Source organism: Vibrio sp. JCM 18905, assembly GCF_055393305.1.
This window is the reverse complement of the sequence record NZ_AP043878.1, coordinates 1771228-1787660: the sequence shown is the minus strand read 5'-3', so window position 1 is coordinate 1787660 and position 16433 is coordinate 1771228. Positions and strand designations below refer to the sequence as shown.

Here is a 16433-nt window from a genome sequence, read left to right as displayed (position 1 = left end):
TGTTCCTTAGTTTTGTTCTAAGTTTGTAATAGGGTAAAGCTCGCTAACTTCAGTTTGCTGCTTGATGTTCTCCAGTTCTTCCTGACTGGTTAGCCCTACGCCGACTTGACTAACTGCCAAGGCAGAAAGTGCTGTAGCGAAGCGCAATAAATCGTTTTTCGGCATCAGTTGCATGTGACCCCAACACAAGCCAGCAACTAGCGTATCGCCAGCGCCAACGGTGCTTACCACATTCATTCGAGGGGGTTGTGCTCGAAGCCATTCGCCTTGGTTTAGCCACATCACACCGTCAGCGCCCATGGAAACCACGATGTTCTCGATGCCTTTGTCACTGAGTGTTTGCGCGGCGGCTTGGCATTGTTCTGGCGTTTCTAGGTGTTCGCCAACAAAATCACCAAGTTCTTCATCGTTAGGCTTAATCAACCATGGGTGAGCCTCAATACCTGATTTCAATGCGGCTTTACTGCTGTCGAACAACATCTTTTTGCCTTGTTGATGCAGTGCTTTTATCCACGCAGCACATTGTTCGGCGGTTACGCCTCCAGGTAAGCTACCCGCAAGCACAAAGTAATCGTGAGTCTCTGCGAGACGGAATAGCGTCTCCTCAAAGCGAGCAATTTCGTCAGCCGTTACTTGAACACCAGGGAAGTTAATGTCACTAACGTTGCCATTAGCCTCAACGAGCTTGACGTTGATACGAGTGGCACCTTGTACTTCTACAAACTCATTCTTGACGCCGATGTCATTGAAAAGCTGATGAAATAGCTCTGGGTTATCTTTACCGAGAAAGCCGGTAACCGTGACATCTGCGCCTAAATCGCTCAATACTTTTGCTACGTTGACACCTTTACCTGCAGCATGGAGATTGCTTTGCTGCACTAGGCTCACGGAACCAACGTTTAGCTCATTTACTGAACCTGTTAAATCCAATGCCGGGTTGAGCGTAATAGTGACAACTTTACTTGTTTTGTTCGTCATATCGGCTCCTTAACCTTCACCAAGGCCAGAAGCGATAGCATTCCCGATAGACTCCAAGGCTTGTGGTGCATCTGGGCCTTCCGCAGTGAATTGAAGTTGATGACCGTGCTTAACGCCAAGCGCAATGACTTTCATTAGGCTCTTCGCGTTTACTGCTTTTCCATCTCCGTCTAGGTTGGCAACGCGAATGGTGGATTCAAATTTTTTCGCTTCCGCCACTAACATTGCACCCGGACGAGCATGTAAACCATGAGAGTTTTTGATTTTAAATACAGCGGTATTGCCTTCTTCTGAAGATGCGGCTGTGACTTCTTCACCTTTAAACAAAGCAAGAATCTGTTCTACTGATGCATCTAAAAGCTTGCCGTGCTCATTGTTAAACACAATATTAGAAAGCGTTTTTAGGATAGGCTGGTGAGCATTGTTACATGCCGCAAACGCGACAAGTGCACGCACTTTTTGACCTTCATATTCGCAGTCGTTTGCCGTCGAGACAAATGACACGCCTGTGCGAGTTACATGTTTGTCACTGCCAATTAACCAAAGGCCATTACCTAAGTGAGTTGGTGTTTTGGTAACGAGATCTGCGACGAACTCGTTATCAGCACAGCCCGTGTTTTTCAAAAGACCACCAGCAACAGCACTCATTTGTAGCATATCGCTCGCAGGGAACATAAGTTGAATTAAAGAGGCGTCAAAGTCTGCTTCAAGCTGAACATCACCGTGGAGCAGGGCAATAATCTCGTCTTCATTTTTTGCATTACGCAGGCGTTCTTCTACGCCGTCAGCGCCTAGCACTTTCGTTAGCTGTTTGAGAATGCCAAGGTGCTCATCAGATTTAGCTGCAATGCCGATAGCGACGAATACCGTGTTACCATCACCCCAGTCGACACCTTGTGGAAAGTGATGCACAGCAACACCCGTTGTTTTCACCATTGAGCGAGTGTCAGTCGTGCCGTGCGGGATGGCAATACCGTTCCCCAAAAACGTAGAGTTTTGGTTTTCACGGTTTAGCATGCCTTCCACGTAACCGTGCTCAACTAGGCCTTTATCAGTCAGACTCTGTGCAATACTTTTTATTGCTTCAAACTTATCTGTCGCTGATTGCGAGAGGGTAATGTCGTTCTTATTTAGCTTAAGCATGGTGCTTCTCCAGCCTTAAGGTATCAATTCAAAAATGTATTCTGTGTGAGAAGTTGAACGCTGCTTCTGCTGAGCGCTTATCACTCCTCAAACCTTTCTATCTTTCAAGCTAAATCGATTCAGCTTGTTGGCAAATTTTTTAAAAGACTCAGAAAAACTGTTTTAAAAACTGACGTTAACAAACGAGCCTTTGGCGCTGTCCTATAGCCTAGCCTACAAATTGGTTTGTTGTGTATTCAGGTGATTTACGTCAATTTTTAAGTTTTGCTGAATCCTTTCAGCTTTTATACTGAATCGGTTCAGCTTATAATTCAACTTATCGAAAGATCGCTGATGTATTAATATGATCGTGCGCACAGAATAAGGTTTAGAATATGACACTGGATGAAATAGCCAAATTAGCAGGCGTTTCTAAGACAACTGCAAGCTATGTGATTAACGGAAAAGCGCAGAAATACCGCATCAGCGAGAAGACTCAGAAGAAAGTGATGGCCGTTGTAGAAGAATACAATTATAAGCCAGATCATGCGGCGTCTTCTTTGCGAGCAGGTAATTCACGCTCATTTGGGCTTATCATCCCAGACTTAGAAAACACCAGTTATGCGCGTCTTGCAAAACTGATTGAGCAAAACTCGCGTAAAGCAGGGTACCAAATTTTAATTGGCTGCTCTGATGATGATCCTGATACAGAGCAAAAGGTGGCGGAAGCGTTAGTCAGTCGTCGCATTGATGCGTTATTTGTGGCAAGTGGTATGCCCACTGCAAACGAGTATTATCTTAAGTTGCAAAATTCTGGTACGCCAGTTATCGCGCTAGACCGCCCAATGGATGATGAGCACTTTTGTTGTGTCATCAGCGAAGATTTTGACGCCGCACTTGAACTCACTCAGTCAGTACTGTCCGAGGGTATAAAATCCATTGGCTTAATCGGTGCATTGCAAGACCTTCAAGTTTCAAAAGAGCGTGAGCTCGGTTTTCGATCCGCTTCTCAACAAGGTGGCAAAACGGCAACAGTGGGTTATGGGCAGCACTTTTCTCGAGAAGAAGGCAAGAAAGTCTTAGAGAGATGGCTAGCAGAGAACGAGCTGCCAGATGCCATTGTCACAACGTCATACACACTGTTAGAAGGTGTGTTGGATGTGATGCTCGAAAAGCCAGAACTCATGAGCAAAGTTCGCCTAGCGACGTTTGGTGATAATCGACTGCTGGACTTCTTGCCAGTGAAAATCAACTCTTTACCTCAACAATTTGAGTTGATCGCGGACAGCGCAATGGAGTTAGCGCTCAACGCTTCCGCCAAACGTTATAAACCGGGTGTTGAGTTGATTCCACGTAAAATTGTTAAACGTCACTAAACAGGTTACTCAAAGCTCTACTTCAGCCGTCAGCGCCACAAATGCGTGGTCGCTGGCGTTTTTATCTCTGTCATAAATCGGGTTGATCAGATGTTGGTTAGACACCTGATAATCAACAACCTCGGCAACCGATATATCTGATAAGGTGTCAAACTCTTGAGAGAGCAAGATATAGTCGAGCACATTCCCAGTGGAAAAATGATAATGCGTAGCGGGGCGTTCATCCTTCAGAGCGTCACTTTGTAATGACCATCCATCTTTGAGTTGCAATTCAGTGACGCTGTCACCAGTATTGGATACCAATGCGCTATTAACACTGGTTGGAGTGATAGGTTGATTCATATCACCCATTAACACCGTTGGCATTGGCTCCTTTCTATACCTTTTTTGCATCGCGTCTCTTAACATCGCAGCTTCCCAACCTCTTTGCTGGGTGGATAACCAGCGCCCAATAATCGTGCTAGAGGTTTCTGGTTGTTCTGAGTCGGCTGGGCGTTGAGATTTTAAGTGCGTTACGTAAACGGCGATATGGCCGAGTACAGGATGTATCACTTGCGCATAGATAGGTTTGCGACTGAACTCTGGAGCAACATTCACTCCAAAAGGCTCAAGCGTTGCTAAGTCAAATTCTACCGCTTGTACTTTTTCGATTGGAAATCGAGATGCGATTGCCACAACAGGGCTTGAGTAAATGTACTCATCCTCAACATGTGGGGTGTCAACGGTCGCAAAGTAGGGGTAGCCGAAGGTTGAAAAGAATGCGCGAGTTTGCTCAATACTGAACACCTCTTGTAAGCCAATCACGTCAGCTTCGAGTTTTTCAATTTGGCGTTGCGTCCAAGCAAGTTTGTCTTGCCATTGCTCTAACGAGTAGATGTTTTCGAAATCATAGTAGGCATCAGGAGGTGCGACAAAATTAAACAAGTTAGCCGTGACAAAGGTAATTCTGCTTGGTTGAGACAAAGTATTCGCTCTTTTCAACAATAACTTGAAGAGTATATACCTTCAGACTGCGTAATTGCAGCTTCGTTTGAGCCAAGCCTCGATATACAAGCTAACGAGCAGCAAGTTAAATGGGTTAAGAGGTGCTCAAATGCCAAGGCTAATCGGTGATTGAGCATCGGCAGAGGTTTCTATTTTTAAGCATTGCGTTTAAACTTCAGGGCATCAAATAGTAAGAGTAAGTAACATGACCCAAGATTACGACCACGAAGAGTATTTAGAAGGCGAAGAGATTGAGATCGAAGCGATTGGCATCGACGTTGATGCGCATCCGATCGAACTGTACAAGCTTTTTAAAATCGCGAACTTGGTCAGCGGTGGCGGCGAAGCAAAGCATATCATCGAAGAAGGTTACGTCGCGGTGAATGGTGAGCTAGAAACACGTAAGCGCCGCAAGATGTATGATGGCGACTTTTTTGAGTTTAACCAGGAATATTATGTTGTAGTTTGCGATGCGCCAGTAACCGAACCTGAAACGGCAGAGCAAAAAGCGGAAAAGAAAGCGAAGAAAGAAGCGCAATCTGCACGTAAAGAGAAATCTCGCCAAAGCAAGCCAGCTAAAGGCTCTGGACCTAAGTCAACAGGCCGAAAAGCAGCGCATAAAGAGCGGAAAGCACAACAAAACGCGCTGTCGCAATCGGCGAAGAAAGGTAAGAAAGCTGAAAAGCCGCAGGCGACTCGCGATCCGAAGAGTGGGCGTAACTCTATTGATTTTTTCTAAGCAAATTAATATCTAGCTAGGCAGGTCATCGCCAAGCAAAACCAAAAAGCGCCGAGTATATATCGGCGCTTTTTTGGTTTTACTGTATCGTAAGGGGGTAGTGTCAATGCACTGTCGTCTCTATGTTTAGGCTATCGGTCCAGTGATGAATGGCGCAAGGCTTACCTAAGTAAAAGCCTTGGTAATAATCCAAATCAAGTTGATACATCGCTTGCAGCTGCACGTCTTCTTCTACCCCTTCTATGATCACTTTTGCTCCCATATGAGCCGCGAGCTCAGCGGCGCTATGTATGGAAAAGGTTTCTCCGGCGCAGTAATCAAGTAGATAGGAGCGATCGATTTTTATGATGTCAGGGCAAAGCTGCTGAACACGTGCGATATCAGAATGTTGAGCGCCAAAATCATCGATAGCAAAGATAAAGCCATTCGCTCTCATTAACTGCACGGCTTTGATCAGTAAATCAGTATCACCGCATGACTCTTCGACTACTTCAAACACCACGTCTGATGGGTTCATACCAAGGTCGGAAAGGCGCTTGTAAAGCAGGCCGTTGTCTTTAAAGCCCATGTCTTTGGTTAGGGTGAGTAGGGTTTGAGGCATGACATTGAGAAACAGTTTGATAGGCGTTCCTGCGAAACAGCGTGCAAAATTTCGAATGTGCATTGCTCTGGATAAAAACTCAACACACAATCGAAAGTAGGGATCGAGGCCATTGTTGGCCAGAAATACATCAGGACGAATTAACGAACCATCAATGCCACGAATTCGCAGTAGAGCTTCCATTCCAATAATACGCTGGTGCTTATCAAAAATCGGCTGATAAACACTGTGAAAAGTGAATTGATTGAGAACTACATAATATTCACCAAGATTATCTTGCTTAATGTATCGCTCGTAGTCCGATTGATTCTTTAACTCCATGAAAAACGCCGAAAATTTAGCATCTTTTCAATGTAACAGGATGCAATTCTGATTTGAAGATTCAAATGTGTCTAATTACATATACGGTTGAGTTAATTTGAAATGGATTCCGATTTTGCTTCAATGTAGCGAAAAATAAGTGACAACCCGAAACAAATAAAAAAGTAAGCAATGCCGACAATGAGCCAAATTTCAAAGATATAGCCTGATGAATTTGCCATCTCGGTCCCAACAAACGTCATTTCTTGTATCGAGATCAGTGAAACGATAGAGGTGTCTTTCACTAGAGAGATGGTTTGACCTGCAAGTGCTGGGGTGATGATTTTGAGCACTTGCGGCGCGATAACGAATCGGTATTTCACCCACCGAGACAAGCCCAATGAATCTGCCGCTTCCCACTGTCCCTGGTCGATACTTTGTAAACCTGCACGCACCACTTCTGCAACGTAGGCAGAAGAGAGTAGGCCGACGCATAACACGCCAGAGGCAAGATTTTCCCAAAGGTTAGAAGGCCCAAAAAGAAAGCTTTGTAGCGCATTTGGTTCACCGCTGTAGTTTCGTAGAAGATCTTCCAAACCGAGTAGCGGGATCAACTGGTTAGAAATGAAAAAGTAGAAAATAAAAACAAAAACCAACGGTGGGATGTTTCTTACCAACTGGATAAATGTGTTTGCAGGTGTGCGCAACCAAACGGAGCGAGAGAAGCGTGCTAAGCCTAGCAACGTGCCAAGCACTAACGCGAAGCTGATGCCCCAAATACTGAGCCTTAACGTCGAAATCAAACCTTGGAAGAAGTAAGGTAAACCACCATCGGCTCTTGGCGTAAAAAGTAGTTCAAACGCCTCTTTCCACTGCCACAAATAATGCACACCAACGTTGGAACGATGGTACAGCCAAACACCACCAATACCACAGATAATAAGCAGTACCCAATCGAGCGTGTTTAACCGAACTAGAAAGGAACCTGTGTTGGCCTTTGTGGGTGCTGTGCGAGTGGTGGTTTGTTCGCCCAAAAATTTAACTCCGATAGATGATGGAAAAGTAAAATAGATGATTCAAAAGTATAGGCTCGCGAAGACCACGAGCCATTTAGATTACTGGCCTTGCGCGACTTGATCTTGCCAATCTAATGTCGAGAACCAGTATTCATAACGCTGTTTTAACCATCCATCTTGGGTTCTTTCTTCAATCCATTTATTGAAAAAGGCTTTTTTATCTTCCTCCCCTAAGCGAACCGCAAAGGCTTCGTTACCTTTTGATAGTCGTTCAGAGAATGGAAGGAATAGCTTGTCGCTGTGTTTCACTGTCTCATGTTCTGGCTTTGGGCTAGAGGCAATGACCGCGTGGGCGTTACCATTCAGAACCTCTTGGAAGGCTTGCGCGTCGTCATCAAATTGCAGAATCTTCGCTTTCGGGAAGGTTTCTCTGGCGACTTGAACGGTGAATGCGCCGCGACGAGCCGCTATTTTTACGCGTCGTGAGTCAAAATCCGAGAATTCGCTAAAACCAGAAGCCAGTTCTTTATTTGCTGCTACTTGAACACCGGAGTGTGAATAGGGTTCAGTAAACAACACGCTTTTGGAACGCTCGGGCGTGACCGACATGCCACCGATGATCACGTCGAACTTTTTCGCCAGTAGTGCGGGAATAATGCCATCCCACGCGGTCGGTACAAATTCCACTTTCAAACCTGAATCTTCTGCTAAGCGTTTGGCCACATCGATTTCAAAACCGATTAACTCACCTTGCTTGTTGCGCATTGCCCAAGGGACAAATGTTGACATACCAACGCGCAAAGTGCCTCGTTCTTTGATTTGATCTACATTGGGTGTGGCAACATCTTCTTTCGCGATTGTAGGCATAGCGATGGCTAGCCCTAATAATGCAGTAATGGTCGCTTTGAATAACTTCATGTTATCTCCTTATAATTTGCGCCAACTGGCTCCGAGTTTGTGTTCTAGCCATGCAGACAAGCCAGAAAGTGATAGAGTGAGAGCAAGATAAATTGCTGCCACGGTAAACCAAATTTCAAACGGCATCGCCGTCTCAGAGACGATGTTGCGTGCCTGTGTTGTTAAATCAAAAATCGCCATCACGCTTACAATGGAAGAGTTTTTGATCAAAGAAACCACTTCATTGGTCAATGGCGGTAATGTGCGCTGTAAAACCTGGGGCAAAATTACGTCTTTGTAAGTGTAAAACGGTGATAACCCGAGTGTTTGTGATGCTTCGAATTGCCCTTTAGGAATACTGTTTAAACCTGCGCGGAATATTTCTGCAGTGTAAGCACCTTGAAAAAGGGACAAAGCCAAAACGGCGGTGCTGAATCGGTCCAAACCAATCACGGGGCCAAACACGAAATAGAGCAAATAGATTTGCACCAACAACGGCGTGTTACGTATTACCTCGACATAAGTGGTGCCAATAACATTGCCGACTTTCGAATCGCTAAGCCTTAGTAACGCGGTGACCAACCCCAACACTAAGGTGAAGAATAGACTAATGGCCGAGATGTTAAGCGTGACCAATAGCCCATCGATAAGTTCTGCGGGCCACCATTCGCCATCTTCATAAAAAGCGATGTAATCAGGCACGCGTTCCCATTGCCATTGATAGCCCATAGCATCGGCACCAGAGTCCAACACCCACACAATCGCGATGAAGAGGAGCATCATTTGCAGTAAAGCTTGAAGGACGGGTTTGATTACGCGAACTATCATCAGTAACTTAAAATTTGGTTCAAAAATGCTTGGGTTCGTGGATGCTGTGGCGTCTCAAATAAGGCGATCGGTGAGTTCATTTCCAGGATTTGGCCTTCATCCATAAATACCACGCGGTTCGCTACTTTTTTGGCAAATCCCATTTCGTGCGTGACACAAATCATCGTCATTCCGCTTTGTGCCAACTCAACCATGGCATCCAACACTTCATTGATCATTTCCGGATCAAGCGCCGAAGTTGGTTCGTCAAACAGGAGCAAGTCAGGTTCCATGCATAAGGAGCGGGCAATCGCGACGCGTTGCTGCTGACCGCCAGAAAGCTGGATAGGGTACTTACTCGCTTGCTCTTCAATGTTGACTCGCTTTAGGTAATGTCGTGCGCGTTTTTCAGCTTCTTGTTTTGACAATTTGAGTGTGCGAATCGGCGCTAAGGTGAGGTTTTCCAGTACAGTCAAATGAGGAAAAAGGTGGAAGTGCTGGAACACCATGCCGATTTTACCGGGCTTGAGAGATTTTGCGTGAGAAGGCTGGTCGAATACATGAAGCTGGCCTTCTTGAATCGATTCAAGATGGTTGATGCAACGAATGAGCGTTGATTTTCCTGAACCAGAAGGGCCACACACAACGACGATCTCGCCAGAATGCACGGAGAAGTTGATATCTTTTAGAGCGTGGTAATCGCCATACCACTTGTTTACGTTGCTAAATTCAACGACGGGAGTGTTCTCTTTCAAAGGGGCACGCTATAAAGGAAAAATATCCTTCTACAATAGCAAGTTGTACGCATGATTTCATTAAGAACAAGCTTATATTCAGGTTCTAAGATTAAGAACCTGCTCACTTTAGTGCTTGATAAAGTAATGTTTTAAGAATTAGACACAGAGGCTATTACTAATAATTCAGTTCAACTGAGATACGGATAACGAACAACGATGGCAACAACGGACATCACCATCAATGTTTGTGCGGAATAGTAGGTCACCATGACGACTTGTCGGGAAAATACGGATCGTCCCCCGAAGCGTTCAAAAGCTAAGACGGTACCAGAAACGATGAAGATAAAGCTTCCGAGTACTGCAAATGAGGACGATTGTGTTTTTCCACTCAAATAATACTCGATAGCAGCCCAACACATGGTCATCAATACCAATATGTAGCTGGCAACCGGGAGCTTTTCTTGACCAAGGTTCGGTCGAAACAACCAATAGAAACACACACCGAGTCCAAATAAAGCAATAGGGAGCCAAGGCGTAAAATGCCAAGCGGACATGATGGTAAAACCGTAGCTATAGGAAAGATGGGCAGAGCAGAAGAGCACTAATCCGGTAATAAACTTATCTCTAGGGAGCATTAATAGTAGATCACCAAGCAACGAGAGCGATAAGCCAACCAAAATCCAATGCGTGTATGGCATATGATAGGCAGGAGACTGGATTAAAATCCCTAACATACAGAGCACTGGTAATGGTTTGGATACGTAGAAGACCCACTTAGGACCTTTACGGATACTGATGATATGTATGAATGCTAATACGACAACAACTAGCCACATAAAATGGATTCTCGAACAGACAAGCTAATGTAGTGGATAACTACAACAAATAAAAGGTCCATTAAATGAGTAAGTTAGACCTTTGAATTCAATTTTATTTTTGTTTGTGTAAAGCTGGACAGTTGTCTCTTTACTGACCTACACGATCAATGAGTTTGTAGGGATTAATCGTTATTTTGAGGAGTTCCCGAATTTGAACGTGATGAAGCTTACAAAATAGCATAAAAAAACGGTATTGTGACCGTTAAGTCACAATACCGTTAAACCCTAGAAAGGGCAGTGAACTGTTTTTGCTGTTAGGCAACAGCGAGTTCTAAAATTTCACGACTACGTTCAAGAGTAATCGCCTGGTTTTCACCGAGAACGGTCATTCCGTGTTTATTGAGTTGTTCGATGATGGCATCGATCGCTTGTTCACGACTTTCACCATAGTTTTCTAGCTTAGTTGCGACATCAAGTTGATGATAAAACGCTTCGATCGCTTCGATGGTACGTTCAGCAAGATCGTCTCCAGCTTCAAGTCCAAATACGTTGCGACCCATTTGCTCTAGTTTAGGACGTTTAAATTGCATTTGGTTGCGAAGTAGCGATGGTTGGACGATTGCAAGAGAACGTGCATGATCGACGCCCCATAGAGCCGTTAATTCATGGCCGATCATATGTGTCGCCCAGTCTTGTGGAACGCCACTACCAATTAACCCGTTCAATGCTTGGTTAGCAGACCACATTAAGTTTGCGCGCCACATATCGTCGTCTCGCTCGGCAAACTGTTCTCCGAGTGTTTTTAAGGTTTTCAGCAGTGTTTCTGCATAGCCATCTTGAACCATTGCGCCGGTAGGAAGCGTCAAGTATTGCTCACATACGTGCACCCATGCGTCAACAATGCCGTTGATAAGCTGGCGTTCTGGAAGTGTTTTCATTACATCCGGGTCTAACACAGCAAATTTAGGCTGTACTGCTGGAGACATGAACGGAAGTTTGTCTTGAGTTTCTTTTTTAGTGATAACTGCGCCCATGTTTGACTCTGAGCCTGTTGCTGGCAGTGTCAAAATTGCAGCTAGAGGCGTCGCTTCAGTGACTTGGTGTTTACCAATCATGATATCCCAGCCATCACCATCATACTTAGATGCTGCTGCTACGTATTTAGAGCCATCAATGACTGAACCACCGCCAACAGCAAGAATAAAGTCAACACCATGTTCTTTTACCATTGCGACCGCTTTATCGAGCGTTTCTTTGGTTGGGTTGGGTTCAACACCAGAAAACTCTAGCCATTCATGTCCCTCTAGTGCTTCTGAGACTTGGTCGTACACGCCATTTTTTTTAATTGAGCCACCGCCGTATACCACTAAAACTTTTTGGTCGGATGGGATAGCTTCTTTGATTGCAGCGATTTGTTTTTGACCAAAGAAAATCTTGGTTGGGTTTACATAAGAAAAGTTCATTATTAGCCCTCTTGCTTCCAGTAAAGGAGATTGAATACGTGCATATTAGTCCTGATTAACGTTCGTTAACAGGTCGATTTCTGCAAATAATTTGCCTATTTCTACAAAATTAATGCTCTTGAACTAGAAAGTTAAAGTTGAGAGGAAGTATAGTGCTCACAATAATAATAGAGACCAAACTCGTTGGTCATTGATGGAGCGCTCTAATGCACACTCTCGCAGATATCATGCAGCAATATGTTGAAAAGCAGGGACTGCATGACTTAGAAGGTATGAAGAAAACCGCAATAGATGGCGTATGGTTTTATCGCAGTAGCAAAGGAAATCATCGACAGCCGTTTGTCTATCAGTCTGGCATTATTGTTTTAGGTCAAGGACATAAGAACATTCATATTGGTGATACACCTGTCCAATATGGGCCCGATGATTACCTTGTCGTAGGAGTTCCCATGCCCCTGGAGTGCGAAGCGTTTGCGACAAACAATGAGCCTTTACTTGGCATCTCGATAGATATTTCGCCAACGCTTCTTCATAAGCTCGTTAAAAAACTTGAGGCTGAGAAATTCAGTAATAAGTGTCTGGATGCTACCCGTTGCGGCCTTAAATCGGTACGCATGAGCGAAGGTATGCTGGATGCATGCAAGCGACTAATGAGCGCGTTGTGTAATGAGCTTGATGTTGTCATGCTCGGTGATCTACTTCTTGAGGAAATTGTTTATCGCACTTTGGTAAGCAAAGAAGGGTATGTTTTATTTGACTTAGCACACCAAGAAGGCTCTTACGCTAGAGTGGCCAAAGCACTGAATCGTGTTCATCAAGCGTACCATGAACAGTTGAGCGTACAAACATTGGCAGAAGAAGCCAATATGAGTGTGTCTGCTTTCCATCAAGCTTTTCGCAATGTCACGCTTGAATCTCCGTTGCAATACATTAAGAAAGTTCGACTTAATAAAGCGCGCGAGTTAATCCAGTTGGAGGGGCGACGTGTTAATGATGCCGCGAGACTGGTCGGGTACACGAGCCCATCACAGTTTAGTCGTGAGTACAAGCGACATTTTAATGAAACGCCAAGGTCAACAAAGGCTTAGTGATCTTTATTTCAAAATAACGACTTTTTTTGCCTTTTTTATTAATTTGCGAGTGACATATTTATTTGATTTATAAAATTAGTTACTGGTGCCAAATAATAGGTATGTTGTTGCAAGCATTTAGTGGATTGTTGCGAGGCGGTGTGGAAAACTCGTAAATAGATAGTGTGAAATCACCAACTTGTACTTAAGTTATTTTACGTCGAAATAAAAGTATAAGTGCGCTTTGTTTAGCGCATTTAGTATTGTTTTAACAATAACTTAAGGAAGAGCGATTATGCACCTTAAAAACGGCAACGCAGTGAAAAGCGTGTTCACACTAAGCACTCTCACCGCTTCTTGTCTTATGGCCTTCAATAGCTACGCAGCGGTTGACTGTGCCCCTCTAGAAACTTGGCAATCATCAAAAGTTTATAACGGTGGTGACCAAGTTCAACATGAAGGTAATGCTTACAAAGCACGTTACTGGACGCAAAACAGTAACCCAGCGCAATCTGGTGAGTGGGGCGAGTGGGAAACACTTGGCGCATGTGATGGCACTGGACCGGTTGATCCACCTCAGAATGAAGTCCCGACTGTTACTCTGACATCGCCTTCTGCGTCGGCTTCTGTGACTGCGGGGGATGTTGTTAACCTAGCTGCAGATGCAGCAGATACCGATGGAACCGTTAGCAAAGTAGAATTCTTTGTTGATGGCGTATTAGTTGGTCAGGCAACGTCTGCGCCTTATGCTGCGTCATGGACAGCGACTGAAGGCCAGCATGAATTCTCTACTAAGGCGTATGATGATACGGGTGCAGTGAGCACAGCAAGTGCTGTGACGTTAACTGTGGCACCAGCACAACCTGGTAACGAAGCGCCGACAGTGGATGTTGCACTTTCTGCGACTTCTATTGACTTGGGTGGCTCCGTCACACTGACTGCGAATGCCGCAGATGCGGATGGCACTGTTGCTAAAGTTGATTTCTATGTGGCGGGCGTCCTTGCTGGCACCGCAACAACTGCACCATACACGCTTGATGTAATGCCTTCACAAGCTGGTTCGCTAAGTGTTTATGCGAGAGCAACCGATGATGCCGGAGCAACTGCAGATTCTGCACTCGCGACGTTAACGGTAAACGGTGGCGCGGTGACATCTAACTGCCGCCCTGATGGCTTGTATCAAACAACGGGTGTAGACGTTCCTTACTGTTCTATTTATGACGAAGAAGGTCGCGAGAAAATGGGCGCCGATCACCCACGTCGTGTGATTGGTTACTTTACTAGCTGGCGTGCAGGTGAGGACCCTCAATCTACTTACCTTGTTAAAGATATTCCTTGGGAGCAACTTACTCACATTAACTACGCGTTTGTGAGCATTGGTTCTGATGGTAAAGTAAACGTTGGTGACGTTAATGACCCTAACAACCCTGCTACGGGTAAAACTTGGCCTGGCGTTGAGGTAGATCCTGCTCTTGGCTTTAAAGGTCACTTTGGTGCGCTAGCGACTTACAAGCAAAAACATGATGTTAAAACGCTAATCTCTATCGGTGGTTGGGCTGAAACGGGCGGTCACTTCGATACGAACGGCAATCGTGTAGCTGATGGTGGCTTCTACACCATGACGACGAATGCGGACGGTTCTATTAACCATGCAGGCATCGAGAAGTTCGCAACTTCAGCCGTTGAAATGATGCGTCAGTACAAGTTCGATGGCCTGGATATCGACTATGAATACCCGACATCAATGGCTGGTGCTGGTAACCCTTACGACAAAGACTTCATGGAACCACGTCGTCAGTATCTATGGGCGTCTTACCAAGAGCTGATGAAAGTATTGCGTGAGAAACTTGACGCGGCATCCGCGCAAGATGGCATTCATTATATGCTGACTATCGCAGCACCATCTTCAGGTTACCTACTGCGTGGTATGGAAACCTTCGATGTAACTAAGTACCTAGACTACGTAAACATCATGTCTTACGACTTGCATGGGGCTTGGAATGATCACGTTGGTCACAACGCAGCATTATTCGATACAGGTAAAGACTCGGAGCTAGCGCAGTGGAACGTATACGGCACTGCTGCATACGGTGGTATCGGTTACTTGAACACAGACTGGGCTTACCACTATTTCCGTGGTTCTATGCCAGCAGGTCGTATCAACATTGGTGTTCCTTACTACACCCGTGGTTGGCAAGGTGTTACTGGTGGTGAAAATGGCCTATGGGGCCGAGCAGCACTGCCGAACCAAGCTGAGTGTCAACCTGGTACCGGTGAAGGTGAGAAGAACAACTGTGGTCACGGTGCTATTGGTATCGACAACATGTGGCACGATACAGACCCTAAAGGCAACGAAATGGGCGCTGGCTCTAACCCAATGTGGCATGCGAAGAACCTAGAAAATGGTATCTGGGGCTCTTACGCAGCCGCTTACGGTCTTGATCCAGTTAACGATCCTTCGGATAAGTTTGTTGGTACATATACACGTCATTACGATAGCGTTGCTGTAGCGCCTTGGTTGTGGAACGCAGAGAAGAGCGTGTTCCTGTCTACGGAAGATAAAGCTTCTATCGAAGTGAAAGCTGATTATGTTATCGATAAAGAAATCGGCGGTATTATGTTCTGGGAACTGGCAGGCGACTACAACTGTTACGTACTGGATGCAAATGGTAATCGTACGGCAGTAGATGCAACAGAACAAGCTTGTGCAGCTGGTAATGGTGAGTACCACATGGGTAACACTATGACCAAAGCTATCTACGACAAGTTTAAGTCTGCAACACCTTACGGTAATAAAGTCGCGACGGGTCCGACACCAACAGAAGCGGTAGACATTACAGTCAGCGTTGGCGGCTTTAAGGTTGGCGACCAAAACTACCCAATTAATCCGAAGATCACGTTTACGAACAACACTGGTCAAGCGATCCCTGGTGGTACTGAATTCCAGTTTGATATCCCAGTATCAGCTCCTGATAATGCGAAAGATCAATCTGGTGGCGGTTTGAAAGTCATTGCTTCTGGACATACTCGTGCAAACAACATCGGTGGCTTAGATGGCGTAATGCACCGCGTATCGTTCTCTCTACCTGCTTGGAAAGATTTACCAGCGGGCGGTACTTACGAGCTTGATATGGTTTACTACCTACCAATCTCTGGTCCGGCTAACTACTCAGTGATTTCTGGTGGTAAAGAGTTTGCGTTCAAGTTTGAACAGCCAGAACTACCAATTGGCGACCTAAATGCAGGCTCGGGTGATGGTGGTACTACTGAACCAGGTACGTGTGATACGACAGGTTTAGTGACATACCCAGCTCTACCACAAACGGATTGGGCTGGTAACCCAAGCCACGCTAACCAAGGTGATAAGATCATCCACAACGGTGTGGTTTACCAAGCGAACTGGTGGACAGCGGCTGAGCCGGGCACAGATGGTAGCTGGTCAACGGTATGTAACATCTAATCGTTTTTGATTAACTGTTATAGCCTAACGTTAATAGGCACTTAAACAAAAGCGCACGATGATGA

At 45.2% G+C, this 16433-nt stretch carries 14 protein-coding genes; 4 read left to right on the top strand and 10 right to left on the bottom strand.

What is annotated here, in order from left to right:
• Positions 1-6: 6 nt before the first annotated feature.
• On the bottom strand, positions 7-978 hold the full coding sequence (gene pfkB, locus ACZ5ZC_RS07835; protein ID WP_464931581.1) for a 1-phosphofructokinase: 972 nt from the start codon (positions 976-978) through the stop codon (positions 7-9).
• A 9-nt stretch (positions 979-987) separates the two neighbouring features.
• Positions 988-2121 (bottom strand): fused PTS fructose transporter subunit IIA/HPr protein, encoded by a 1134-nt coding sequence (gene fruB, locus ACZ5ZC_RS07830; protein WP_464931580.1) that lies wholly within the window; start codon positions 2119-2121, stop codon positions 988-990.
• A 374-nt stretch (positions 2122-2495) separates the two neighbouring features.
• Here fruB and cra point away from each other — a divergent pair, with 374 nt between their 5' ends.
• The gene (cra, locus tag ACZ5ZC_RS07825; RefSeq protein ID WP_054867579.1) at positions 2496-3476 is read left to right on the top strand and encodes a catabolite repressor/activator; all 981 of its coding nucleotides are present in this window, start codon (positions 2496-2498) and stop codon (positions 3474-3476) included.
• Between the two features lie 9 nt (positions 3477-3485).
• Here cra and ACZ5ZC_RS07820 read toward each other — a convergent pair whose 3' ends face one another.
• Positions 3486-4439 (bottom strand): endonuclease/exonuclease/phosphatase family protein, encoded by a 954-nt coding sequence (locus ACZ5ZC_RS07820; RefSeq protein ID WP_464931579.1) that lies wholly within the window; start codon positions 4437-4439, stop codon positions 3486-3488.
• A 226-nt stretch (positions 4440-4665) separates the two neighbouring features.
• Here ACZ5ZC_RS07820 and ACZ5ZC_RS07815 point away from each other — a divergent pair, with 226 nt between their 5' ends.
• Entirely contained in the window at positions 4666-5199 is a 534-nt protein-coding gene (locus tag ACZ5ZC_RS07815) for an RNA-binding S4 domain-containing protein (protein ID WP_054867581.1), read from the top strand.
• A 103-nt stretch (positions 5200-5302) separates the two neighbouring features.
• On the opposite strand, the gene ACZ5ZC_RS07810 is transcribed toward ACZ5ZC_RS07815, so the two are convergent.
• From ACZ5ZC_RS07810 to ACZ5ZC_RS07780, 7 genes are all read right to left on the bottom strand, one after another.
• On the bottom strand, positions 5303-6121 hold the full coding sequence (locus ACZ5ZC_RS07810) for an EAL domain-containing protein (protein WP_464931578.1): 819 nt from the start codon (positions 6119-6121) through the stop codon (positions 5303-5305).
• 92 nt (positions 6122-6213) lie between these two features.
• Complete coding sequence (locus ACZ5ZC_RS07805; protein WP_464931577.1) at positions 6214-7134, bottom strand: amino acid ABC transporter permease; 921 nt, start codon at positions 7132-7134, stop codon at positions 6214-6216.
• 81 nt (positions 7135-7215) lie between these two features.
• Positions 7216-8034: a transporter substrate-binding domain-containing protein gene (locus ACZ5ZC_RS07800; RefSeq protein WP_025795545.1), complete on the bottom strand. Its 819-nt coding sequence runs from the start codon at positions 8032-8034 to the stop codon at positions 7216-7218.
• A gap of 9 nt (positions 8035-8043) precedes the next feature.
• Positions 8044-8841: an amino acid ABC transporter permease gene (locus tag ACZ5ZC_RS07795; RefSeq protein ID WP_182033746.1), complete on the bottom strand. Its 798-nt coding sequence runs from the start codon at positions 8839-8841 to the stop codon at positions 8044-8046.
• Complete coding sequence (locus ACZ5ZC_RS07790; RefSeq protein ID WP_054867583.1) at positions 8841-9575, bottom strand: amino acid ABC transporter ATP-binding protein; 735 nt, start codon at positions 9573-9575, stop codon at positions 8841-8843. Before ACZ5ZC_RS07790 ends, ACZ5ZC_RS07795 begins: the two co-directional genes overlap by 1 nt.
• A 170-nt stretch (positions 9576-9745) precedes the next feature.
• Positions 9746-10393 carry a lysoplasmalogenase gene (locus ACZ5ZC_RS07785; protein ID WP_464931576.1) on the bottom strand — a complete coding sequence of 216 codons (648 nt, stop codon included), beginning with the start codon at positions 10391-10393 and terminating at the stop codon, positions 9746-9748.
• 296 nt (positions 10394-10689) lie between these two features.
• Positions 10690-11838 carry an iron-containing alcohol dehydrogenase gene (locus ACZ5ZC_RS07780; RefSeq protein ID WP_006742257.1) on the bottom strand — a complete coding sequence of 383 codons (1149 nt, stop codon included), beginning with the start codon at positions 11836-11838 and terminating at the stop codon, positions 10690-10692.
• Positions 11839-12044: 206 nt separating this feature from the next.
• Here ACZ5ZC_RS07780 and ACZ5ZC_RS07775 point away from each other — a divergent pair, with 206 nt between their 5' ends.
• A complete protein-coding gene (locus ACZ5ZC_RS07775; protein WP_053808441.1) occupies positions 12045-12926 on the top strand; it encodes an AraC family transcriptional regulator in 882 nt (293 codons plus the stop codon).
• Between the two features lie 277 nt (positions 12927-13203).
• A complete protein-coding gene (locus ACZ5ZC_RS07770) occupies positions 13204-16368 on the top strand; it encodes a chitinase C-terminal domain-containing protein (protein WP_464931575.1) in 3165 nt (1054 codons plus the stop codon).
• The last annotated feature ends 65 nt before the right edge of the window (positions 16369-16433 follow it).